Annotated in this window: 21 protein-coding genes; 8 read left to right on the top strand and 13 right to left on the bottom strand. The window is 36.3% G+C overall.

Annotated features, from left to right (window positions below):
- Positions 1–30 precede the first annotated feature (30 nt).
- From EIB73_RS10430 to rpiB, 7 genes are read right to left on the bottom strand one after another with little or no spacing between them, the layout of a single operon-like run.
- Positions 31–780: an SDR family NAD(P)-dependent oxidoreductase gene (locus tag EIB73_RS10430; protein WP_125025170.1), complete on the bottom strand. Its 750-nt coding sequence runs from the start codon at positions 778–780 to the stop codon at positions 31–33.
- Positions 781–802: 22 nt separating this feature from the next.
- A complete protein-coding gene (locus tag EIB73_RS10425) occupies positions 803–1,174 on the bottom strand; it encodes a YraN family protein (RefSeq protein ID WP_125025168.1) in 372 nt (123 codons plus the stop codon).
- On the bottom strand, positions 1,174–1,533 hold the full coding sequence (locus EIB73_RS10420) for a DoxX family protein (protein WP_125025166.1): 360 nt from the start codon (positions 1,531–1,533) through the stop codon (positions 1,174–1,176). Before EIB73_RS10420 ends, EIB73_RS10425 begins: the two co-directional genes overlap by 1 nt.
- Positions 1,533–2,462 (bottom strand): S66 peptidase family protein, encoded by a 930-nt coding sequence (locus EIB73_RS10415; protein ID WP_125025164.1) that lies wholly within the window; start codon positions 2,460–2,462, stop codon positions 1,533–1,535. Before EIB73_RS10415 ends, EIB73_RS10420 begins: the two co-directional genes overlap by 1 nt.
- Positions 2,459–3,142, bottom strand: a complete 684-nt coding sequence (locus EIB73_RS10410; RefSeq protein WP_125025162.1) for a LysE family translocator — start codon at positions 3,140–3,142, stop codon at positions 2,459–2,461. Before EIB73_RS10410 ends, EIB73_RS10415 begins: the two co-directional genes overlap by 4 nt.
- A gap of 59 nt (positions 3,143–3,201) precedes the next feature.
- Positions 3,202–5,358, bottom strand: a complete 2,157-nt coding sequence (rnr, locus tag EIB73_RS10405; protein WP_125025160.1) for a ribonuclease R — start codon at positions 5,356–5,358, stop codon at positions 3,202–3,204.
- 30 nt (positions 5,359–5,388) lie between these two features.
- On the bottom strand, positions 5,389–5,820 hold the full coding sequence (rpiB, locus tag EIB73_RS10400; protein ID WP_125025158.1) for a ribose 5-phosphate isomerase B: 432 nt from the start codon (positions 5,818–5,820) through the stop codon (positions 5,389–5,391).
- A 618-nt stretch (positions 5,821–6,438) separates the two neighbouring features.
- Between rpiB and EIB73_RS10395 the strand changes: the two genes are divergently transcribed.
- A complete protein-coding gene (locus EIB73_RS10395) occupies positions 6,439–7,629 on the top strand; it encodes a phosphoglycerate kinase (RefSeq protein ID WP_125025156.1) in 1,191 nt (396 codons plus the stop codon).
- A 215-nt stretch (positions 7,630–7,844) separates the two neighbouring features.
- Here the strand turns inward: EIB73_RS10395 and EIB73_RS10390 are convergent, their stop codons facing one another.
- The 6 genes from EIB73_RS10390 to EIB73_RS10365 form a co-directional block, all read right to left on the bottom strand.
- Positions 7,845–8,663 (bottom strand): class I SAM-dependent methyltransferase, encoded by an 819-nt coding sequence (locus tag EIB73_RS10390; RefSeq protein ID WP_125025154.1) that lies wholly within the window; start codon positions 8,661–8,663, stop codon positions 7,845–7,847.
- 39 nt (positions 8,664–8,702) lie between these two features.
- Positions 8,703–10,562 (bottom strand): tRNA uridine-5-carboxymethylaminomethyl(34) synthesis enzyme MnmG, encoded by a 1,860-nt coding sequence (mnmG, locus tag EIB73_RS10385; RefSeq protein WP_125025152.1) that lies wholly within the window; start codon positions 10,560–10,562, stop codon positions 8,703–8,705.
- Positions 10,563–10,714: 152 nt separating this feature from the next.
- On the bottom strand, positions 10,715–11,122 hold the full coding sequence (ybeY, locus tag EIB73_RS10380; RefSeq protein ID WP_125025150.1) for an rRNA maturation RNase YbeY: 408 nt from the start codon (positions 11,120–11,122) through the stop codon (positions 10,715–10,717).
- Between the two features lie 3 nt (positions 11,123–11,125).
- A complete protein-coding gene (locus tag EIB73_RS10375) occupies positions 11,126–13,291 on the bottom strand; it encodes a patatin-like phospholipase family protein (RefSeq protein ID WP_125025148.1) in 2,166 nt (721 codons plus the stop codon).
- Entirely contained in the window at positions 13,292–15,736 is a 2,445-nt protein-coding gene (locus tag EIB73_RS10370) for a bifunctional UDP-N-acetylmuramoyl-tripeptide:D-alanyl-D-alanine ligase/alanine racemase (protein ID WP_125025146.1), read from the bottom strand.
- Positions 15,733–16,323 (bottom strand): thymidine kinase, encoded by a 591-nt coding sequence (locus EIB73_RS10365; protein ID WP_125025144.1) that lies wholly within the window; start codon positions 16,321–16,323, stop codon positions 15,733–15,735. Before EIB73_RS10365 ends, EIB73_RS10370 begins: the two co-directional genes overlap by 4 nt.
- Before the next feature lie 61 nt (positions 16,324–16,384).
- On the opposite strand from EIB73_RS10365, the gene EIB73_RS10360 reads away from it, so the two are divergent.
- The 7 genes from EIB73_RS10360 to EIB73_RS10330 all read left to right on the top strand — a co-directional run bounded on the left by EIB73_RS10360 (position 16,385) and on the right by EIB73_RS10330 (position 22,818).
- On the top strand, positions 16,385–17,407 hold the full coding sequence (locus tag EIB73_RS10360; protein ID WP_125025142.1) for a hypothetical protein: 1,023 nt from the start codon (positions 16,385–16,387) through the stop codon (positions 17,405–17,407).
- A 17-nt stretch (positions 17,408–17,424) separates the two neighbouring features.
- A complete protein-coding gene (locus EIB73_RS10355; RefSeq protein WP_125025140.1) occupies positions 17,425–18,801 on the top strand; it encodes a UDP-N-acetylmuramate--L-alanine ligase in 1,377 nt (458 codons plus the stop codon).
- The gene (rsmI, locus tag EIB73_RS10350; RefSeq protein ID WP_125025138.1) at positions 18,802–19,536 is read left to right on the top strand and encodes a 16S rRNA (cytidine(1402)-2'-O)-methyltransferase; all 735 of its coding nucleotides are present in this window, start codon (positions 18,802–18,804) and stop codon (positions 19,534–19,536) included. It abuts the gene before it with no gap.
- An 11-nt stretch (positions 19,537–19,547) separates the two neighbouring features.
- Entirely contained in the window at positions 19,548–20,291 is a 744-nt protein-coding gene (fabG, locus tag EIB73_RS10345) for a 3-oxoacyl-[acyl-carrier-protein] reductase (protein WP_125025136.1), read from the top strand.
- Between the two features lie 120 nt (positions 20,292–20,411).
- Complete coding sequence (locus EIB73_RS10340) at positions 20,412–21,173, top strand: prolipoprotein diacylglyceryl transferase (RefSeq protein ID WP_125025134.1); 762 nt, start codon at positions 20,412–20,414, stop codon at positions 21,171–21,173.
- The gene (locus EIB73_RS10335; protein WP_125025132.1) at positions 21,170–21,403 is read left to right on the top strand and encodes a hypothetical protein; all 234 of its coding nucleotides are present in this window, start codon (positions 21,170–21,172) and stop codon (positions 21,401–21,403) included. Before EIB73_RS10340 ends, EIB73_RS10335 begins: the two co-directional genes overlap by 4 nt.
- Before the next feature lie 11 nt (positions 21,404–21,414).
- Positions 21,415–22,818, top strand: coding sequence for a radical SAM protein (locus EIB73_RS10330; RefSeq protein ID WP_125025130.1), 1,404 nt, complete (start codon positions 21,415–21,417; stop codon positions 22,816–22,818).
- Positions 22,819–22,990 lie beyond the last annotated feature (172 nt).

Genomic DNA, 22,990 nt, shown 5'->3' with positions numbered 1-22,990 from the left:
AAAATATTTTTACAACTAATAGTTTAAGATTTATTTTCGATGGATTGTGCGCGGTTCACTTTGCGCGCTCGGGTAGATCGTCATATCAGAAACAGTAACGTGCTTTGGTGCATTAATACAGTAGGAGATGGCATCTGCAATATCTTCAGCTTTCAACGCCTCATATCCTTGATAGACCGTATCTGCACGGGTTTCATCCCCTTTAAATCGAACTTTAGAAAAATCAGTTTCTACTGCACCGGGTTGAATATTGGTCACTTTAATTCCAAACTCCGTTAATTCTAAACGCATTCCTTCAGAAATCACATCTACGGCTCTCTTCGAAGCACAATACACAACGCCATTTGCATAGGTTTGTCGAGCCGCCACGGAAGAAATATTGATTACATGTCCGGAATTTCTAGACTTCATTCCAGGCAGAATCATTTTGGAAACGTATAAAAGTCCTTTTACATTTCCGTCCATCATGGCGTCCCAATCTTCTACATTACCCTCGATTAACGAATCCAGTCCATGGGCGTTTCCCGCATTATTAATGAGAATATCAATTTCTCTCCAGTTTTCGGGTAAGGAGGTAATGGCTTTTTCAACTTCAGCATAATACCGCTGGTCAAATGTTAAACTAAAAACTTCGGTATGGGGTGAAAGTCCAGCCTGTAACTCTTCTAAAACATCTATTCTACGACCACAGATAATTAATCTGTACCCTTGTCTGCCAAGAAGTTGAGCAGTGGCTTTTCCTATTCCGGAAGTAGCTCCGGTGATGAGTGCAGTTTTCATTTTTTAAATAATTATTTATATTTTAATTAGCGTCAAAACTTTGAAAGGCATCTTCCAGGTGCGTGATTTGCAATTTCTTTCTTTCGTCAGGTAAGACGGCGATAATATCAAATCGAACTTCCTGATCCAGATTTCGGTCTTTCATAAAAAAATCGGTGGCCATGACCAATGATTTGATTTTCTTTTTGGTTACTGCTTCCTGGGGTTCCATGAAAATATCAGATCCTCGAGCTTTAACTTCTACAATAATGATAAGATTTTCAAAGCTTGCAATAATGTCAATTTCCGCTTTCTGATACCGGAAATTTTTAACCAAAATTTTGTACCCTTTTTTTTCTAAAAAGTCTGCTGCAAGTTGTTCTGCAAGATTTCCAAAATCATTGTGTTCTGCCATTATCTAATGAATTGATAAGCCCACCAAATGAGTGCAAGTTGCAAGGGGAGCCGTAATATGGTCAGCCAAAATCCCTTCTTTCTACGAAGGTAATACTTTCTGCTCATTTCGATATTTGCAGGAAAAACTGCCACGAATAAAGCGATCGTGAGATAAGCACCTATGGTTTGCGTATTTGGGAAAACGAGCAATAAACCACAAATTATTTCAGCAATACCACTTAAGATGACAAGTAGAAGTGGGGCCGGCAGATAATCAGGCATTATCTTTAAATAAAATTTAGGCTTTAGAAAATGTAAGATTCCGGCAATAATAAGCATTCCCGCTAAAACATATTTTGAAATTTCTAAAGTCTCCATTAAAATGCAACGAAAGTTTCTGATCCAATATTCATTACCACATTTGCTCCTATAATCAAGGGTCTGTTATCATAAATATGACCATTCGGAAAACCAAAAATAGTTGGAAAATTGTATTTCTTTAAACGTTCGGCGATTAGCTGGTAGGCAAATTCATCAAAACTTTCCTCATAGTTGGCGTTGTCTTTCTCGTCACCCATGTTGATCATCCCACCAATAATTAATCCCTTAATTTTCCGGAAAACTCCTGCCAATTCAAGACTCATCAGCATACGGTCGAGCGCGTAATATTTTTCCCCAATTTCCTCAATAAATAAAATCTTTTCTCTGAAATCAAAGGAGTATGAAGTTCCTAAAAGTGCATAAACTAAGGCTAAATTTCCGCCAACTAAAGGTCCTTCAACTGTTCCTTTTTTATTTAAATAATGGGTTGGGATCTGGTAAGTGGGTTTGCCTCCTTTTAAAATATCAAAGATCAAATCATAACTTTCACCGGTCACGCCAAAACTTGAAGTTTTAAGGGTCTGTCCATTAATAGAAGCAAAGTTGTTTTTTAATAAAAAACTTTGAATCACCGTATTGTCAGAATATCCAATGTACCATTTTGGATGATTACGAAACTTAACCAGTTTTAAATGCTTTAATAAATGCTGACATCCATATCCTCCTCTTGAGGCCCAGACCGCTTCAATTTCATCGTCATTAAAAGCCCAGTTCAGGTCAGAAACTCTTTCTTTTTCGGTCCCGGCGTAATTGTATCCATGAACATACTTCGTGAAAAGATGTTGACCTAAAACCGGTTCGAATCCTTTCTTATTTATTAGTTCTATCCCTTCTTCTACCTGTTTTTCTTCTACGGCACCTGCGGGCGAAATAAGGGCAATTTTAGCGCCTTTTTTTAAAGATGTTGGGAAGATGATTTCTTTCATTGATGCAATACTTTTTGTTCGGTTCTTTCGGCTTCCTCCAGTTTTTTATCGAACTGATTAAATTTTTTAAAACTCTGCAAAAAAATAAAAATACTGAAGGCCAACAGGATAAAGCCAACTCCCCGTCTTATCTGATTTGCAAGATTTTGAGTCAGTTTATAATGAAAAATTTTAGCCAGATAGATTTTAAAAATATCAATGATGAGATAAGTTCCTACAACAAGTCCCATATATAAAAGAAAATCTTGAAGTTCAGGATAGGCATTTCGCACGGAGATTACCGTAACCAACCAAAATAAAACAACTCCAATATTCAGAATATTAAAGAAAAATCCATTCAGGAAGGTTTTAAAATAGTTCTGTCCGATCATTTTTTCTTCACCCTGCAAGCGCATTTTTGTTTTGGAAACAATCATGTATAATGCATAAATAAAAACAATGAAAGCAGTGATGCGGTAAAACCCGGGATGTTTATCGATGATCTGTACCAAATCGCCACTCGCAAAATAAGAAGCAGCGATACAAATAATATCAGCGAAAACCACGCCTAAATCTAAGGTAAAGGCATGTTTGGGACCACGGGAAAAACTGGTTTCAATAAGCAGAAAAAAAATAGGGCCAATAAAAACCAGACTCAGCATTATTCCTAAACCGACTGCTGAAAGGATGAGTTCTATCATTAAATTATTTTTAGAATCGAATCAATTCTTCTAAACCAACAGGTAATTTTATATACTTTTTAAGAGGAAATGATTTTGAAATCTAATTGTTTTTGAATTAAGTTCGCTTTCATTACTTTAATAGTGACTTGATCACCCAGCTGGAACTTATTTCCTGTTTTACTGCCTTGTACCGAATGGGTTTTTGCATCGTAAGAATAAGAATCATCCATTAAATCACGCAGTTTTATTAAACCTTCAGCACCATTTTCCGGAATCTGTACCCAGAATCCAAAATCGGCAACTCCTGATATAACACCCGTAAATTCTTCTCCAATATGCTGCTCCATAAATTTAACCTGCATAAATTTGATCGAGTCTCTTTCCGCATCTGAAGCAAGTCGTTCCATGCCGCTGCAATGCTTGCATTTTACCTCATAATCCTGTTTATTAGGTGATTTACCACCATCCAGATAATGTTGTAATAAACGGTGCGCAATTAAATCCGGATAACGACGTATTGGAGACGTGAAATGTGAATAATAGTCAAAGCCTAATCCATAATGGCCAATAGGATCGGTAGAGTAGATGGCTTTACTCATCGAACGCATGGCTAAGGTTTCGATCATATTTTCTTCTCCTTTCCCTTTTACGTCCTGTAAGAGTTTGTTCAAAGATTCTGCTACTTTTTTAGTATTCGCAAGATTCATGGTATAGCCAAAAGTTCCCACAAAATCGCGCAATGCTTCTAATTTTACAGGATCCGGATCATCGTGAACTCTGTAAATAAAGGTATTATCTGTTGGATTTCCATTCTTCTTCAAAGAAACAAATTCCGAAACTTTACGGTTGGCCAACAACATAAATTCTTCTATCAAATGATTAGAATCTTTACTTACTTTAAAATAAACACCGATTGGCTGACCGTTCTCATCAAGATTGAAACGAACTTCACTACGGTCAAAAGTAATGGCGCCATTGTCAATACGTTGTTTTCTTAATATTTTTGCAAGTCGGTCCAGCGTCATGATTTCTTCTAACAAATCGCCTTCCTGGGTCTCTATTCTTTCCTGTGCTTCTTCGTAAGCAAATTTACGGTCTGAACGAATGACGGTTCTTCCAAACCATTCTTTCTTGATTTCTGCATTATCGTTAATCTCAAATACGGCAGAAAAGGTGTATTTATCTTCATTCGGGCGAAGCGAACAAACATCATTACTCAAAACTTCGGGTAACATAGGAACGACCCGATCGACAAGATAGACTGAAGTTGCTCTTCTATAAGCTTCATCATCCACCAAAGTTCCAGGGACGACATAATGGGAGACATCGGCAATATGAACGCCAATTTCCCAGTTTCCGTTTTCTAATTTTTGAATGGAAAGGGCATCATCAAAATCCTTTGCATCTTTTGGATCGATGGTAAATGTGCATATTCCACGCATATCACGTCTTTTTGCAACCTCACTTTCCAAAATATTGCGCTCCAGGTCGGCCGCTTCTCTTTCCACTTCTTCAGGGAACTCGTAGGGTAGGCCATATTGCGCCAAGATCGAGTGAATTTCGGTTTCATGTTCACCCGGAACTCCCAAAACCTGAATAATTTCACCTTCCGGATTCTTTTCTCCCTGTTTCCAGTCGGTCATTTTAACCACGACTTTATCCCCATCCTGAGCGCCGGCAATTTTTCCTTTCGGAACGAAAATATCAGTATTGATCTGCTTTTTATCACCTACAACAAAACCGAAATCTTTATGTTTGATAAACTGAAATGTTCCTACGAACTGCTCGCGCTTTCTTTCAATCACTTCTAATACTGACCCTTCTATTTTGCGTCCTTTGAAATGATAGGTTACGATCAGAACGGTGTCGCCCTGTAAAGCATCTTTTACATTTTTAGAGTGTATAAAAATATCATCGTCTAATCCATCAACCTTTACATACGCATTGCCGGTTTGGTTAAAATCAATCGTTCCTGTTAAAGTTCCTTCTATATTAAGGTTAATGATGTATTTTCCTTTTTCTACTTCTTTGATTCGCTTATCAGATAGTAATTTGTGAATTGACTGAATGACCAGTTCGCGCTGTCTGGGATTTTTGTAATCAATACCATCAGCAATTTGCTTATAGTTAAAGATTTTTCCGGATTTTTCATTCATAAAACGCAGGATCATTCTTCCAATTTCCTGAAGTTTATGATTGTTTTTGTCCGATATATATTTTGCTTTTTTTGCCATATAATGGTTTTGTAATTAAAGAGTTTAAGATTAACAGTATGAAATCTTCTCCACTCGGTTTTGATGTCTTCCACCTTCAAAATCAGTATTCAGGAAGTCATCAACAATATCTGTTGCTAATTCACTTGCAATAAACCGCGCCGGGAGAGCGATCATATTTGCATTATTATGTTTTCTCGCCAATACGGCAAGTTCAGGCATCCAACATAATGCACATCGAATATCCTGATGTTTATTTGCAGTCATCTGAACTCCATTTCCACTACCACAGATCAATATACCCAACTCATTTTTTCCCTCTGCGACAGATGTAGCCGCTGGATGTACAAAATCAGGATAATCTACAGAATCCTTAGAAAAGGTACCGAAATCTTCTACTTCGTATTTTCCTTCTAAATGTTTCTTTATTATTTCTTTGTAGTCGAAACCGGCATGATCACATGCAATTGCTATTTTTTTCATGTTTACTCTTTTAGCTCAGATTTTTCAAGTAAGACAAATTTAAGATTAATAATATAAATATGATTCTTATACACATAAAATATAATAGAAGGCTTTTGTACAAACGCGCAGAGGGAAAAATAGATTGATCCACAAAATGTTAATCTTTATAGATAACTTGGGGAGATCTTACTCATTTGATGTGGATAAGTTCTTTGAGATTTGTCTTTGAACGTAAGCATAAATTTGCTAATAGACTTTATATTTGGAAACGGAGCCAAGAACTTTTATAAAATTGTAGTGGTTTAATAACAAACTTCTTCATAATGAGCTTTTCCATAAACATCATAATTGAGAATTATCAACAATTGTTAATATTTATATTAAACCCTTTAAAATCAACCCTTTAAAATGTGGATAAGTACGTGCATTTAAAACAATTGCATGTGATGAAAAAAATAAATTTAGTTTTCCCCAAACTCGTAACCTACAACAACACTACTCATTCTCTTTTTATATATATAAGTATTTATTGTTGATGAAATGAATGATAGGAGTTTGTGGAATTTTAAATTGAAATAAATTTTTAATCGGGGGAATAAATACTAAATTTGTGAAACTTAAAACTGAGAGAATTTTATGAAAACAATTAATGATTTTGACTTCAAGGATAAAAAAGCTTTGGTGAGAGTAGATTTCAATGTGCCGCAAAGTGCAGATCTGAAAGTTACAGATAATACCAGAATCCAAGCTGTAAAACCAACAATTGATAAAATACTGAATGACGGCGGTTCAGTGATCCTTGTTACTCATTTGGGTAGACCAAAAGGTAAATTTTCAGAAGAGTTTTCTTTAAAAAATATCGTCCCTGAAATAGAGTCTGTATTGAATAAAAGCATTTCGTTTTGCCCGGACTGTATGGGAGAGGATGCTAAAAATATGACTGCTGCTTTGAAACCGGGAGAGATTTTACTTCTTGAAAACGTGAGATTCTACGAAGAAGAGGAGAAGGGCGATAAAGAATTTGCAAAAAAATTAGCTAGTTATGGGGATGCTTATGTAAATGATGCCTTTGGAACTGCGCATCGTGAACATGCATCTACGGCAATAATTGCTCAATTCTTTCCTTCAACTAAATTTTTCGGTTTACTAATGGCAAAGGAGTTAGAAGCGATTGATAAAGTTTTGAAATCAGGTGAAAAGCCTGTGACTGCAATTTTAGGAGGATCAAAAGTTTCCAGTAAGATCACTATTATAGAAAATATTTTGCCTGCAGTTGATAATATTATTATCGGTGGAGGTATGGCGTTTACTTTTATTAAAGCTTTAGGTGGCGAAATTGGAAAATCGATTGTTGAATTAGATAAAACGAGTTTAGCGCTGGAGATTTTGGAAAAAGCTAAATCTCAAAATGTAAATATTTACCTGCCTGTTGATGTCATCATGGCTGATGAGTTTAGTAATGATGCAGAGACCAAAGAAGAAGATATTTATGACATTCCCGAAGGTTGGATGGGAATGGATGCAGGTAGAAAATCCCGAACGCTCTTTAATGATGTCATTATGAATTCTCGTACCATTTTATGGAATGGACCTATTGGAGTTTTTGAGATGCCGAAGTTTGCAGACGGTACCGTAGCTTTAGGGGACAGTATTGCAGAAGCAACAAAGCTGGGCGCATTTTCTCTCGTAGGTGGAGGAGACAGTGTTGCCTTCGTAAAACAGTTTAATTATGAGGATAAGGTGAGTTACGTGTCGACTGGTGGAGGAGCGATGCTTGAAAGTTTAGAAGGTATGGAATTGCCGGGCGTGAAAGCCATTAATAATTAAGAATACGATTTATTTCTATTTTATAAAAAAAGTTTCCCACATTGGGAAACTTTTTTGTTTTTACTTTTTCTGAAGTGTATTAAAAAAATACCGTTTCAAATCGCACAATAATTTTTCTTATAGAGGGAAGTAATTTTTTAAAAATGGTACAATTCACAATTTTTCCCGAAATCGATCAAAATTTTGATCTCAGAAATCGGTCAAAAATCGAAAAACTATTTTTTTTCGATAATATATATCAAACTAGAAAATTCGCCCGTTTTTGATGCTTTTACGTTAGAAATGAGTCCGTAGAACAGACCTTTAATCCCGAAAAGTGAGGATTTTTTATATTTTTCACTTAACATTGAAATATAAAACGAATCGAGTAGGAGTGGTTTTATTTTTCTGATTTTCCACTTTTTGTTGTTCATTAATCTTTCCATTCCATTTTTTGAGAAATGGTAAACATGCCGAGGAACATCGTAAGCTGCCCAATATTCTTTATAGCGCAGAGCATCATCAGAAGTAGGATTGGGGACAGCAACAATTAGTAATCCTCTGTCTGTCAGTTTGTTATAAAATTTATTTAATATATCTTCTTGATTATCAATATGTTCAAACACATGCCAAAGCGTGATGACATTTATACTTTGATCCGGTAAAATATTTAAGTCTTCAATTACAGTCGATTTTTTTACTTTGCTCTTCGCGTATTTTCGCGCGACTGGATTAGGTTCAAAGCCGTAACTATCAAAATCTTTCTCAATATATTTAATAAATTCACCTGCGCCACAACCATAATCTAAAACCTTTTTGCCCTTTCCTGCATATTCGATAAGTAATTTCTTTTTATAGTTGAGATTTATATTTTGTAAAACTTTATATAACTTTTCTTTTAAACTACCGGAATCCTGATGATGGGAAATATAATCTTTGCTGTCATAATAAGGTGCTAGATTTTCCGGAACCGGATATGTTTTGTAGACGCCGGAAGTTTCAGTTTCTATAATCTCAAACTCTTCCTGCGTTAGGAAATGATCTTTAATTTTCATAAACATTCATTATGATTGGTAATGTTTCACGTGAAACTATTACTTTAAAAAGATTAAAAGAATATTTATATCAGCAGGAGAAACTCCGCTAATTCTGGAAGCTTGAGCAATCGTTTTCGGTCTGACCTTCATGAATTTTTGTCTCGCTTCCGCGGATAGAGACTTTAAGTTTTCATAGTCGAATGTATCCGGAATTCTAATGGTTTCCAATCTGAGTAACTTGGCTACATTATCTCTTTCTTTATCAATATATCCTTTATATTTAATGTTTATTTGCGCCTGTTCTTTGACCTCAGTAGAGTAGTCACCGATTTCTGCTTTTATAAAATCAATCTCTTCCAATTTCTCCAAAGTTATATTCGGACGCGTTAAAATTTGTGAAGATCGATACGCTTGATCAACAGGTGCCGACGAAATACTTTCTAAAATTGGATTGATTATTCCAGGTTTTAAAGAAGTATCCTTTAAATATACTTCTAATTTATTACTTTGTTCGATTTTGTCGTTTACCCGTTTTAGTCTTTCTTCTTTGGCTAATCCTAAATTATAAGATTTTTCCGTGAGTCGAATATCTGCATTGTCCTGTCTCAATAACAATCTGTATTCAGCTCTGGAAGTAAACATTCTGTAAGGTTCCTCCGTTCCTTTTGTAATTAAATCATCAATTAAAACTCCAATGTAAGCCTCATCTCTATTTAAAACAAAGGGATCTTTTTCATGAACTTTATTATGTGCATTGATTCCCGCCATTAGACCTTGTCCTGCTGCTTCTTCATATCCGGTAGTCCCGTTAATTTGACCCGCAAAATATAAGTTTTCTACCAGTTTAGTTTCTAGGGTATGATGCAGTTGAGTAGGAGGGAAGTAGTCGTATTCGATCGCATAACCAGGTCTGAAAACTTTAGCATTTTCAAATCCGGGAATGTGTTTCATGGCTTTCATTTGTATTTCTTCCGGCAAAGAAGAACTGAAACCATTCACATAGATCTCAACAGTTCGCCAACCTTCCGGTTCTACAAAAAGTTGATGTCTGGTTCTTTCCGCAAATCTGTTAATTTTATCTTCAATACTTGGGCAATAACGCGGTCCGGTACTTTGAATGGTTCCATTAAACATTGGGCTTCTGTCAAATCCTTCACGTAAGATATCATGTACCGTTTCATTCGTATAAACAATGTGACAGCTCATTTGTTTCTCAAGTTTTGGACTGTCTAAATAGGAGAATTTCTGAGGATTTTCATCGCCTTTTTGTTCTTCCATTTTTGAATAATCCAGTGATCGTCCGTCAACTCTTGGTGGAGTTCCTGTTTTCATTCGTCCTGCTTCAAATCCTAGGGAAACTAATTGCTCAGTAATTCCGAATGCTCTTGGTTCACCCATTCTTCCACCGCCTAACTGTTTATCTCCAACATGGATAAGACCGTTTAAAAAGGTTCCATTGGTTAGGACTACCGACTTGGCTTTAATTTGCAAACCGAGTGAGGTGATTACGCCGACTACTTTATTATTTTCAACTATAAGGCTCTTCACCATATCCTGAAAAAAGTCCAGATTTGGAGTTTGTTCCAAAGCGATGCGCCACTCTTCTGCGAAAAGCATTCTGTCATTTTGTGTTCGTGGAGACCACATTGCAGGACCTTTTGAAAGGTTCAACATTTTAAACTGGATAGCAGATTTGTCTGCGATAATTCCGGAGTAACCTCCCATCGCATCAATTTCACGTACAATCTGTCCTTTTGCAATTCCGCCCATTGCAGGATTGCAGGACATTTGTCCGATGGTCTGCATGTTCATCGTAATAAGCAGTGTTTTGGAACCTAAGTTTGCAGCAGCCGCTGCAGCTTCTGATCCGGCGTGTCCTGCGCCAACTACAATAACGTCGTATATATCATTTATCATTTTGAATATTTAAAATGTTTCACGTGAAACATTATTAAAGTTAAAGTTTGGGTCTTTGAATTTCTAAGTGCCCCAATTTCGGCATTGTATTGTGTAGCCTTAAGTAGTCGATCAGCCCTAGATCTTTGGAAGACTTATTATTTGAAGTACTCCTAAATAAGGCTAAGATAAAAATCCTCCTTCTGTCTCATTTCCTGAATTTCTTCTTCCGTTTTGTCTTTATAACCGCATAAATGAAGGATTCCGTGCGCTAAAACTCTATGTAATTCAATATTAAAAATTTTATTTAGAGTTTCAGCATTTTCTGAAATTCGGGGCAAAGATACGAAAATATCAGCCGAGATGGTTTTGCCTTTTACATAGTCGAAGGTAATGACATCTGTATAGTAATCATGTTGTAGGAAATCTTTATTCACTTTCAGCAATGCTTCATCAGTACAAAAGACATAAGTAATTTTGCCTACTTTTTTCTGTTCAGTAATAATGATATTCTTCAACCAATCGGTTGTCTTGTCACCGAGTGCTAGAGTTTCTACTTCTTCAAAGAAAAATTGTATCATATTCTAAAACCAATGTCCCAGGATTACACTGAACATTCCCTTATTTATTTGTAAAGAGTGACTGTAATTTATTTTTATCTGTCCGAATGGTGATTTGTACCCCGCGGTAACACCTGCGGATGAATCGGTAATGTGCAAAATATCATCCACTTTGATATCATCAAAGAGGTTGGCGATTGAAATATTCGCATCTGCATACCAATTTTTCCAAAATTTAAACTGGAACGTATTGGAATTTACCAGAATATTCTGAGCAGTTCTTTGGCCTAATTCATATCCTGCGAAGCTCACGAAGTTTCCTAGATTTTGCTGAAATAATCCTCCAAGATGGTATTGGTAATAAGGACTTAGATCTTCACCGATCGTAAAACCACCCACCAATCCCAATCGGTAGGTAAGCCAATCAGAAATAGGAAAGTTTAATTGGGTGTTAATTTTTGCCTGTAATATTTTGCCGTCACTTAATTTGTTAAGAATATCGATTACTTTCCCTTCTGCACTCAGATAGATTCCTCTCGTTGGAAAACTACGGTCGTCCTGGGTGTCACTTTTAATAAAAACATAGGCATTAATGTAGTTTTCTGAAAAACCATATTTTGGATTACCTACTAACTTTGATTCGAAATAATCGTGGCTAATACCACCACCTATCGCATATTTATCCCTCCAAATCGACTGTAGATAGACTTCATTCCGAAACCAATTCCATTTATCGTAAATATTACTGTCTATATCTTTTAAATCAAGGGACATTCCGGAAGCATAAACTCCAAATCCTGGGATATACCCATTATCAATGAAATAATTAAAGTAATAACGGGTCTGATCGCCCACCACTAAATCCAGAGATACTGTAGAATTTTGGAACAATAATCTTTTAGCTGTGGCATTTAGAAGTAGTCCGGTTTTGAAAATTTCATCATAGTGCAGACCAAATTTTAAGAAGAAACGGGTATCATCTTCCGTAACATCAAGCTTAAGATAGTTTTTATCTTCGTCCTGAATTAAATCATAATTAATTAATCGGTAATTATTGGTGGCATACAGTTTATCAATCATTCGGTTAATCCCACCGTAAGTTTGTAGGGAGGGAATTTTAAGATTCATTTTTCCCTGCACATAATTCTTTCTGAAAATATGATTGTTTTCCACGATTAAACTATCAATTTTGTAAACATTGGAATAAATTGAACTCATGGGTGCTCTCAAAAGAACCTGGTCTTTTTTGGGCAGTAAATTGAGGGGTTCGATATATTTTTGCGCTTCAACATACCCAGAATCCAAGATGGCTTTTTTGGCATCATAACTGGTCGCGCCATTAGTTCCAAGATCCGGTTTGATGTTAATATCAGTATATTGTAATTGATTGATGGTTTCTTTTTGAATACCAAAATCGATCACTTGGTTTAAAATGGAAATTGCAGACTGTAAATTTTCACGGCTGGCTAATCCCTGACTTAAATCAACGCCTATCACGATATCAATACCTTTATCTCTTAAAGGTTTGGAAGGATAATTAATGGTCATGGCTCCATCGATATACAAAGAATCCCCAATTTTTACAGGATCCATTAAAGAAGGAAAGGCGGAACTTGCCATAATAGAACTTACCAGATCACCGCTTTCAAATATTTTCATTTTTCCGCTTTCCAGATTGGTACCAATACACATAAAAGGAATCGGTAACTTGGAGAAATCGGTAATCGTTGAAACATTTTTAAAAAGCTCCTTGAGCAAATAAATATTTTTCTGACCCGTAGATATTGCTTTTGGAAGAACATTTATTTTTCCGTCTTTTACAGGAATGGTAAGTATATATTTGTCAACAGATTTATTAAAGAAACTTGCGTCCTGGCGGGTTTTTTTATTGGCGATGATAGAGTAGAAGTCGGTATCTAAAACGATTTTTTCAATTTCTTTCCCTGTATATCCTGAGGCGTATAATCCGCCTACAATGGCTCCCATGCTCGTTCCGGAGATATAATCTACTTTCACTCCCAAAGAATCAAGAACTTTTAAAACGCCAATATGTGCAAATCCTTTAGCACCACCACCGGCAAGTGATAAGCCGATTTTCGGATTCTTCGGAACAGTAAATCCTTCTTTTACCTGAGCTTTCGCATAGAAAGTCATTAGAAATAGAAGTAATAATAAAAAGTGTTTTTTCATCTAGTCTTTAATATAAATTCGTTTTACTCTTCGCGATATTGAAGTCAGTACTTCATAAGGAATGGTTTTACAATAGGTAGCGAAATCTTCTAAAGAGGGATTGGAGTTAAAAATAATCACTTCTTCACCTTCTTTCACCGAAAAATCTCCAATGTTGATCATCATCATATCCATACAGACATTTCCAACGATGGGGAAAAGGTTTTTTCTGATGCCGACAAATCCTGCATTATTACCGATCAATCTTGGAATTCCATCGGCATATCCAACCGGAATAGTAGCAATTCTTGTATTTTCAAACGGCTTAAATTTCCGGTTATAACCTACTGATTGTCCTTCTTTTACTTCTGATATCTGTGATATTACCGTTTTAAAACTTACGGCATTTTTAAGTTGTTTTTTAATTTCTTCATTTGCCGATATACCGACCATTCCAATTCCAATTCTCACCATATCAAATTGATAATTGGCGAAATTTACAATACCTGAAGTATTTAGAATATGCCGAATGGGAACTTCTTCGAGTGCATTTACCAGTTTCTGAGAATTACGGTCAAATATTTTAATTTGTTCTAAAGTGTACGCTTTTTCAGAATCATCATCAGAAGAAGACAAATGACTGAAGATTGATTTTACTTTCATATTCATCGTCTTCAACTTTTCCAGGAGCAAAGATAACTCATCTTCCTTAAAACCAAGACGATGCATTCCTGTTTCTAATTTGATGTGAATAGGGTAGCGATTTTGTATCCCTTTCTGAATTAGTTTCTCATTAAAAAGTTCCAAAACGCGGAAGCTGTAGATTTCAGGTTCTAAATTATAATCGATGATAATATTATAACTGTGCTGCTCCGGATTCATCACCATGATCGGTGTGGTAATCCCGTTTTTCCGCAAATCAACGCCTTCATCTGCATAAGCGACCCCTAAATAATCAATGTGATGATGTTGCAGAAATTCCGCAATTTCGTACCCACCCAGCCCGTAAGAATAGGCTTTTACCATCGCCATCATTTTTGTTTCAGGCTTCAAAAGGCCTTTATGTACATTGATGTTATGCAAAATGGCATTCAGATTCACCTCTAAAACAGTGTCGTGCTTCTGTAATTCCAGATATGATTTTACCTTATCGATCTCAAATTTTCTCGCACCTTTCAGTAAGATTAGATGATTTTCAATTTGATTAAGGTAAAGACTTTCAATCAGTTCAGTAGTGTTATTAAAAGTAAATGTTTTAGCGGAAAAATGGTTTTGGAGTTTTGTAATTTCCTCCCCAATTAAGAATACCGATTCAAAATTTTGGTCATTTGTTAACGTGGCAACTTCCTGATAAAGCTGATCGGCATTTTTACCTTCCACAAAATCAGTAAGAATTAGCGTTTTATGAGGTTTGTTGTATTCATTAATGTGCTGAAAAGCAATCTTTAATGAATCCAGATCTAAATTAAAGGAATCGTTGATAATCAAATTGTTACGTATTCCATTCACGCTTTCCAGGCGCATCTCAACAGATCGCAGAGCATTGAGCTTTTCAATTATTTTTGAATTTTCAAAACCAAATTCTTTCAAAACAGAAACCACACAAAGCACATTGCTTAGCGTTGCTTCATCTCTTTGATGTACCGGAAAGGAAAATTCTTCTCCTAAATGTTGAATGGTAATTTCCTGTGTTCGATCTTTCCAATCATTTTTAATATAAATATTATTATGATTTTTAAAACCGAATGATATTAATTTTTTACTTGAATATAACTGTTGTATTTTGTTACAGACCAATTGATTATCACCATTGTAAATAATTATTTCTGAATCTTTGAATAAAAGAATTTTCTCATCAATTAGTTCCTCTAATGAATCGAAATTTGATGAATGTGCAGCTCCTATGTGCGTTAATATTCCAATATTTGGCGAAAACAGATTTTCAAGAATATTCATTTCTCCCGGCTTTGAAATTCCAACTTCAAAAATACCCAGCTGATGTTTTTTGTTAATTTCCAGCAATGAAAGCGGAAGCCCAAGTTGTGAATTGAAACTCTTTGGACTTTTAACCGTTGCATAATCATGAAACATCGTTTGGTAAAGCCATTCTTTCACAATTGTTTTACCATTACTTCCCGTAATCCCAATAGTTCTAAGATCGAACTGAGCTAAATGGAATTTTGCTAACTGTTGTAAAAAAAGAATTGAATTCTCTACAATAATCCACGTCACCTGTTCAAATTCCGGAAGATAATTTTCCGAAATGATCACTCTAATTCCTTTATCAACAGCAGAGTGAATATATTTTTCACCCGAATTTTTTGGAGTGTTGATGGCTAGAAATGCAGAATTTGTAACTGAATATAGATTTCTGCTATCGTAGGAAATATTCTTAATATGCAGATTCTCATCACCAATTATTTGGGAGTTCGTGATTTCTGCGATTTGTTTAGTTGTATAATTCATGAATTTTCTCTGTTCAGAAATTCTTCGTTGAAAACTTTTCTACTTACGGCTTCATAACTTTCAGTTTCGCCCAATTGTACGAGGTCTGTATTTGCAGAAATCCGCATAGAATGGTTGGCCAGATTTCCGGTTCTTTTGCAAATTGCGTGCACTTTCGTTACGTATTCTGCGGTTGCCATTAAGTTGGGCATTGGTCCAAAAGGGCGTCCCATAAAATCCATATCTAAACCTGCAATAACAACACGTACGCCGTTGTTAGCCAATTTGTTAGCCACATCTACGATACTTTCGTCGAAGAACTGCGCTTCATCAATTCCTACCACATCGCAGGTGGAGCCGAGCAATAAAATCTCGTTTGGACTTTCTACGGGTGTACTTCGAATTTTATTTTGATTGTGAGAAACCACTTCTTCTTCCCCATACCGGGTATCAAGTTTTGGCTTAAAGATTTCTACATTTTGTCCGGCCATTTCTGCACGCCGTAACCTGCGGATGAGCTCTTCCGTTTTTCCTGAAAACATCGAGCCGCAGATTACTTCCATCCAACCGCTTTGTTTTGCGTGATTAATTGTATTTTCTAAAAACATTTGTTAAATTAGCCGTAAGATTTAAAAGACCAAAATTACGGAAATTTAATAAGATTCTCATATGCAAAACCTCCAAGATATACAGGATAAAATTTTTTTCGAAACCAAAAGTATTTTGGAATCTCTCGCCAAAATAGAGTCTGCAGATGAGCTGATCATGAAGCAGGGTTTATTTGCAGAAGCAGGCGACAGAATTGCATTCCTTCGCATACTGGAAAAAAATAAAGATGATTTTGACCAAATTTTTGAAGCGTATGGTGAGAAAATCCAGAAGAATTACGCTATTCAAAAGCAAGATGAATTTAATCATGATGATCTGAATGAAGAGGATTTTGCCCATGATGTTATCGAAGAAGAAGTTATTTTCACCAATGAACTGAATAATTTCGATGCAGAAAATGTTAACGAAGAATTTGTTCTGCATGAAGCAATTTCAGCTTCCGATCCCGAGTCTTCTGAAGATTTATCTTTTTCTGAACCTTTAATTTCAAACGTGGTTGAAAAAGAAATTCCCCTAATTGTAGAGCAGGAAAACCTGGATTATGAGGAGCGAATTGCACAGAAAGAAAGAGAGTTGGAGGAAATGGAAGAACGCAGACGAAAAATTGTAGAATTCAGTAAACACGAACAAGATCCAGTTGATCCTCAACAAGATTCTGTTGAACCACAACATGAAACGCCCCTACAACAGGCAGAGAAAAAATTTAGATTAGCAAATATTAAAGGGTTAAAGGTTGTTCAGCAATTATTTGATGACGACCCATTGGAGCATGACGCAGCTTTAAAAGAGAAGGAACAGGACCCGGGAAGTTTATTGAAAACAAATATTAAGACCGATTTCATGGAGGCCGAAAGAAAGAAACCGGAGTTTAAACTCGATTTAAACGATAGAGTGGCCTTTAGTAAAAGTCTTTTTAATGGGGATGTAGAAGAATTAAAAATCACCATTGACAAATTGAACAGTTTCGGAACTTTGGAGGAAGCAAAACAATACCTTAGCGAAATCTACTACAAAAAAGATTGGAGCAAATCTGATGAATATGCCCAAAGACTTTGGAATTTGGTGGAGAATAAATTTATGTAAGCCCTGAAACTTTAAATATGATTAAAAAAATAGAAGACTTCCAAAACGTCTTTTTTATTGGAGTTGCGGGAGTCGGAATGAGTGCCATTGCGCAATATTTGAGAGGAATTGGAAAAGAAGTAAGTGGTAGCGACCGCTATTTCCATCCTGGTGAATATAACAAAACCAGAGAACAACTCGAAGCAGAAGGCATTCACTGTTTTCTTCAGGACGGGAGCGGAATTACAGAAAAGACCGATTTAATTGTAGTTTCCACCGCAATTGAAGATACGGTTTACGAAGTACAGAAAGCGAAAGAATTGGGAATTCCCATTATAAAAAGAAGTGAACTTTTATCCATCATCGCAAAAAGTAAAAAGACCATTGCAGTCGCCGGAACTTCGGGAAAATCTACGACTTCGGCGATGTTATATCAGATCTTGCTGGATGCTCATTATGAACCCAGCATTATTTCCGGCGCGGGATTAACAAGCATTATTAAAGATGGCAAAATTGGAAATGCGGCCGTTGGAAAAGGAGAATGGCTCATTATTGAAGCGGACGAAAGTGACGGTTCTGTTGTTCAGTACGAACCTGAAATCGGCTTACTTCTAAACATAGATAAAGATCATCAGGAAATAGATGAATTAATAGATTTGTTTACTATTTTTAAAAATAATTCTAAGAGTTTATTCATTGTAAATCAATCAAATACATTATCGAAATCATTGTCTGCTGATATTAAAAATGATTTTGGGTTTGAAGAAAAAAATGCAGGATATTCTGCAGAGAATTTTAAACAGGATGGCTTGTCTTTAACTTTTGAAGTTTTAGATCAGCCATTTCAGATGAATTCTTTAGGGCAACATTCTGTGGAAAATGCCACAGCAGCAATTGCCGTCGCAAATCAGATTGGAATCGACTTAAAAACATGCGCTGAAAGTTTAGCAAACTACGAAGGAATTTATCGCCGTCATCAAATTCTCGGACAGAAAAATGGTGTTTGGGTCATCGATGATTATGCGCACAATCCCGCGAAATGTGCAGCTTCTATAAAAGCGTGTCAACCTTTGGCTGATAAAGTAATTGCTTGGTTTCAACCCCATGGTTACAAACCGACCCGATTTTTGAAGGATGATTTCATTAATGAAATCGCAGATTCTTTACGACCCCAAGATGAAATTTGGATGAGCGAAATTTTTTACGCCGGAGGAACTGCCGTGAAAGATATTTCAGCAAACGATTTAATTGTCGGCATCAAAGAAAAAGGGAAGAAAGCCCATTTTGTAGAATGCAGAAGCAATTTATTGGAAGCATTGAAACCGGAATTAAAGCAAGGCGTGGTTTTACTTTTAATGGGAGCAAGAGATCCCAGTTTAGAGGAGTTTTGCAAGAACTTATTTGAAAATTTATAGATGAGCGGAATTCTGTATTTTGTTCCAACACCGATTGGTAACCTTGAAGACATGACTTTCAGAGCCGTAAAAATTCTGAAAGAAGTCAATTATATATTGTGTGAAGATACCCGAACGTCTGGTTTTCTTCTAAAACATTATGAAATATCTAAACCGCTGAAATCCTATCATTTGCATAATGAACATCAAACTACACAAAAGGTAGTCGATGATTTAAAAAATGGACAAAACATCGCAATCATTACAGATGCGGGAACTCCGGGGATTTCTGATCCCGGTTATCTGTTAGCAAAAGCCATTGCCGATGAAAATTTAGAAATGCAGTGTTTGCCTGGCGCGACTGCTTTCGTTCCGGCTTTGGTGGTTTCTGGCTTGCCGAATAATGAATTTTTATTTGCTGGATTTTTACCTCAGAAAAAAGGAAGACAGACAAAACTCAAACAGTTGTCGGAAGAAAAGAAAACCATTATTCTGTATGAGAGTCCGCACAAGATCAACACAACTTTAGAACAGATCAAAGAATTTTTCGGCGAAGAAACCAAGGTCAGTTTAAGCCGTGAAATTTCCAAGAAGTTTGAAGAAACCAAACGTGGAACAATCAATGAGTTAATCGACTTCTCCAAAAGCAAAACTTTAAAAGGAGAAATTGTGTTAATTATAAGCAATGTAGAACAAAAAGAGGAGGGTGAAGAAAAACCTTTATCAAAAAATAAATACAAAAACTTAGAAAAATAAACGAAAATCATATGGGATTATTAGATGGAAAAGTTGCCCTGATTACGGGAGCTACACGAGGAATAGGAAAAGGAATAGCCGAAGTTTTTGCGAAAGAAGGCGCTCATGTTGCATTCACCTATGCTGGTTCTGTTGATAAAGCGAAGGCTTTGGAAGAAGAATTGGGAAAAATTACAACAGTAAAATCATATCAGTCAGATGCTTCCGATTATGACGCGGCTCAAAAATTAGTCGCTGATGTAATGGAAGAATTTAGCAAAATCGATATTTTGATTAATAATGCGGGAATAACGCGTGATAATTTAATGCTCAGAATGTCGAAAGAGGATTGGGATACGATTATCAAAGTGAATTTAGATTCTGTTTTCAACTTGACCAAAGCCGTAATCAAACCGATGATGAAAGCAAAATCCGGTTCGATCATCAATATGACTTCCGTTGTTGGTATCAAGGGAAATGCAGGTCAGGCAAACTACGCCGCCTCCAAAGCGGGTGTTATTGGGTTTTCGAAATCCATTGCGCTTGAATTAGGTTCCCGAAATATCCGTTGCAACGCCATTGCTCCGGGTTTTATCGAAACTGAAATGACAGCAGCTTTAGACGAAAAAACAGTTCAGGGCTGGAGAGATTCGATTCCTTTGAAACGCGGTGGGCAACCGGAAGATGTGGCGAATGCTTGTGTATTCCTGGGTTCAGACATGTCCAGTTACATTACCGGTCAGGTTTTAAGCGTTGACGGTGGAATGTTGACTTAAAAGAATTTTAGCTATTTTTAAATATAAATCAACCTCATATTTTTCAGTGTATGAGGTTTTTTTGTAGAATATTTAAACAGTGATAGAGCGCAACTTCAGTTTTAAAATTATATTGTAACGATGTCCATTGATTTTCCCGTAACGTTCCAGTTTTTCGGCTACCAAATTTTGCTGCATCCTGTTTTGGAATCGGTAGGAATCTTTCTGAGCATGCGTTATTATTTTTATCTTAAAAGAAGATCTGGTGAAAAGCAGGATTTAAACGTTTCTCTTGCGATTTTAATTGGCGCCACCGCCGGAGCTTTGGTTGGATCCAAATTAATTGGAAATTTAGAAAAACCAAGTTTGTTATTTTCGCCTGAGTTCTCCTTCCTAAAATTTTGGACAAATAATACGATTGTTGGCGGTTTGGCGTTCGGTCTTCTGGGCGTAGAACTGGCAAAAAAAATAGTGGGTTATAAGAAAAGCACCGGAGATTTAATCGTTTACCCTTTAATTTTTGCCATGATCATTGGCAGAATAGGGTGTTTTTTTACCGGAATTTATGAGGAAACTTATGGATTACCCACCACTTCGATTTTCGGAATGCATCTTGGCGATGAGTATCTTCGACATCCGGTTGCACTTTACGAAATCGTGTTTTTGATCGTGTTGTGGATTTCTTTAGAAATATTTAGAAGAAAGAAGACGTATCAATCAGGATTTTTGTTTCAACTGTTTATGTTGAGTTATTTTTCCTTTCGTCTAATCTTAGATTTTATAAAACCGAGGGAAGAAATAGTCCTTCATTTGAGTACTATTCAAATGGTGTGTATTTCCATGATTTTATACTACATTTATAAAATAAATTTGACACTGAACCTTTCACCATTAAAGTCATGAAACCATTAACTTTTCTTGAAGTCGGAAATCTCGGCGGCCTGGTTGCGATGATCGTTATGATGATCATTGGCATTTCTCTCGTCATTGCTTTTGTATTAACCTTTATCATAAAAGCCGTTTACGAATCAAAAGATAACCGTAAATATTCAACAAAACAATATTGGCAAACGGTAATTGTCATTTTATTAATCTGTGGTCTGATCAGTGGAATCATTTGTGGAGGCCTTTAATTTTCAAAAATATGCCAAATAGAGATTACACGTATTACGATTACACGATCAGTCTTTGTCCCACCTGTTTAAAGCGTGTTGGTGCAAAAATTATTATTCAGAATGAGTCGGTTTTCATGACCAAAAGGTGTCCTGATCACGGTTTTTTCAAAACAAAGATCGCAACAGATGTAGAATATTACAAAAACATAAGAAATTATAACAAGCCATCGGAAACACCTGTTCACTTTGGAACCGATGTGTTGTATGGCTGTCCTTATGATTGCGGTTTGTGTGTAGATCACGAACAGCACAGTTGTCTTTCCGTTGTGGAAGTGACGGATCGTTGTAATTTAACGTGTCCCACCTGTTACGCAATGTCTTCACCGCATTACGGCAGTCATCGCACCCTCGTAGAAATAGAAGCGATGTTTGATCTTATTATCAAAAATGAAGGTGAACCCGATGTCGTTCAGATCAGCGGTGGTGAACCCACGATTCATCCGCAGTTTTTTCAGATTTTAGATATTGCGAAAACAAAACCTTTCAAACATTTAATGTTGAATACCAATGGAATTCGAATCGCAAATGATCCCGGATTCGCAGAGAAATTGGCAACTTACGCTCCTGAATTTGAAATTTATTTACAGTTTGATTCTTTTAAAAAAGAAGTTTTAGAAGATTTTCGCGGAAAAGATGTTTCCGATATTCGCATGAAAGCGTTGGCAAAATTAAATGACCTGAACCTTTCTACAACCCTGGTTGTCGTTCTTCAGCAAGATAAAAATATGGATGAGATTGGTAAAATTCTGGATTTTGCCTTAAAACAGAAATGTGTTCGTGGCGTTACCTTTCAACCTGTAGAAATTGCCGGTAGAAATCGCGACGATTCTGCCGGGGAAAAAGTTACTTTAACAGAAGTGCGTCAGGAAATTTTGAACCAGTTTCCCCTTCTTAATTCAGACGATATTATTCCGGTTCCCTGTAATCCGGATTCCCTCGCCATGGGCTATATTTTGAAATTAGATGATGAAATTTTTCCTTTGACCCGCTATATAAATCCGGCCGATCTCCTTAACTCAGAGTCCAAAAACACCATCGTTTACGAACGCGACAAAGGCGTGCAGATGCAGCTTTTAGATATATTCAGCACCGGTATTTCTGTGGATAAAGTGGAGCCGAAAATGAATCAGCTCCTCTGTTGTTTACCCAATATTTCCGCACCCGATCTTGGATATGACAATCTTTTCCGCATTATTATCATGAATTTTATGGATGCCCATGATTTTGATGTCCGCGCTGTGAAGAAATCCTGCGTTCATATTGTCAGTAAGGATTTAAAAATGATTCCCTTTGAAACCATGAACCTTTTTTATCGTGACAGCAAGAAAGAATATCTGGAAGAACTTCGGCATGACGGTAAAGTTTTGTTCTAGGAGCTTCAGGATTTTTGCTTCTTTTAAAAACCCGTCCCGCTTTCCACTTTATCTTTTTCCATCGCTTCCGCGATAGAAAAAGGATGCCGTTCCAATCGGGGCTAGAACAAAATAGCTCGTAACTTACTAACAATTTGCACATTACAATTGTTAGTAAGTTTTAGTACTAATT

The sequence above is a fragment of the Kaistella carnis genome, assembly GCF_003860585.1.
GTDB classification, from domain to species: domain Bacteria; phylum Bacteroidota; class Bacteroidia; order Flavobacteriales; family Weeksellaceae; genus Kaistella; species Kaistella carnis.
Note: the sequence above shows the minus strand (reverse complement) of the source record. Positions and strands in the feature narration are given on the sequence as shown.

Coding starts and splice junctions, on each gene's coding strand:
- EIB73_RS10415 (WP_125025164.1), bottom strand. CDS start 2,462: ATGAAAGAAATCATCTTCCCAACATCTTTAAAAAAAGGCGCTAAAATT.
- rpiB (WP_125025158.1), bottom strand. CDS start 5,820: ATGAAAAAAATAGCAATTGCATGTGATCATGCCGGTTTCGACTACAAA.
- EIB73_RS10335 (WP_125025132.1), top strand. CDS start 21,170: ATGAAACCATTAACTTTTCTTGAAGTCGGAAATCTCGGCGGCCTGGTT.
- EIB73_RS10395 (WP_125025156.1), top strand. CDS start 6,439: ATGAAAACAATTAATGATTTTGACTTCAAGGATAAAAAAGCTTTGGTG.
- fabG (WP_125025136.1), top strand. CDS start 19,548: ATGGGATTATTAGATGGAAAAGTTGCCCTGATTACGGGAGCTACACGA.
- EIB73_RS10425 (WP_125025168.1), bottom strand. CDS start 1,174: ATGGCAGAACACAATGATTTTGGAAATCTTGCAGAACAACTTGCAGCA.
- EIB73_RS10375 (WP_125025148.1), bottom strand. CDS start 13,291: ATGAAAAAACACTTTTTATTATTACTTCTATTTCTAATGACTTTCTAT.
- rsmI (WP_125025138.1), top strand. CDS start 18,802: ATGAGCGGAATTCTGTATTTTGTTCCAACACCGATTGGTAACCTTGAA.
- EIB73_RS10330 (WP_125025130.1), top strand. CDS start 21,415: ATGCCAAATAGAGATTACACGTATTACGATTACACGATCAGTCTTTGT.
- mnmG (WP_125025152.1), bottom strand. CDS start 10,562: ATGATAAATGATATATACGACGTTATTGTAGTTGGCGCAGGACACGCC.
- ybeY (WP_125025150.1), bottom strand. CDS start 11,122: ATGATACAATTTTTCTTTGAAGAAGTAGAAACTCTAGCACTCGGTGAC.
- EIB73_RS10355 (WP_125025140.1), top strand. CDS start 17,425: ATGATTAAAAAAATAGAAGACTTCCAAAACGTCTTTTTTATTGGAGTT.
- EIB73_RS10360 (WP_125025142.1), top strand. CDS start 16,385: ATGCAAAACCTCCAAGATATACAGGATAAAATTTTTTTCGAAACCAAA.
- EIB73_RS10420 (WP_125025166.1), bottom strand. CDS start 1,533: ATGGAGACTTTAGAAATTTCAAAATATGTTTTAGCGGGAATGCTTATT.
- EIB73_RS10340 (WP_125025134.1), top strand. CDS start 20,412: ATGTCCATTGATTTTCCCGTAACGTTCCAGTTTTTCGGCTACCAAATT.
- rnr (WP_125025160.1), bottom strand. CDS start 5,358: ATGGCAAAAAAAGCAAAATATATATCGGACAAAAACAATCATAAACTT.
- EIB73_RS10370 (WP_125025146.1), bottom strand. CDS start 15,736: ATGAATTATACAACTAAACAAATCGCAGAAATCACGAACTCCCAAATA.
- EIB73_RS10410 (WP_125025162.1), bottom strand. CDS start 3,142: ATGATAGAACTCATCCTTTCAGCAGTCGGTTTAGGAATAATGCTGAGT.
- EIB73_RS10390 (WP_125025154.1), bottom strand. CDS start 8,663: ATGAAAATTAAAGATCATTTCCTAACGCAGGAAGAGTTTGAGATTATA.
- EIB73_RS10430 (WP_125025170.1), bottom strand. CDS start 780: ATGAAAACTGCACTCATCACCGGAGCTACTTCCGGAATAGGAAAAGCC.
- EIB73_RS10365 (WP_125025144.1), bottom strand. CDS start 16,323: ATGTTTTTAGAAAATACAATTAATCACGCAAAACAAAGCGGTTGGATG.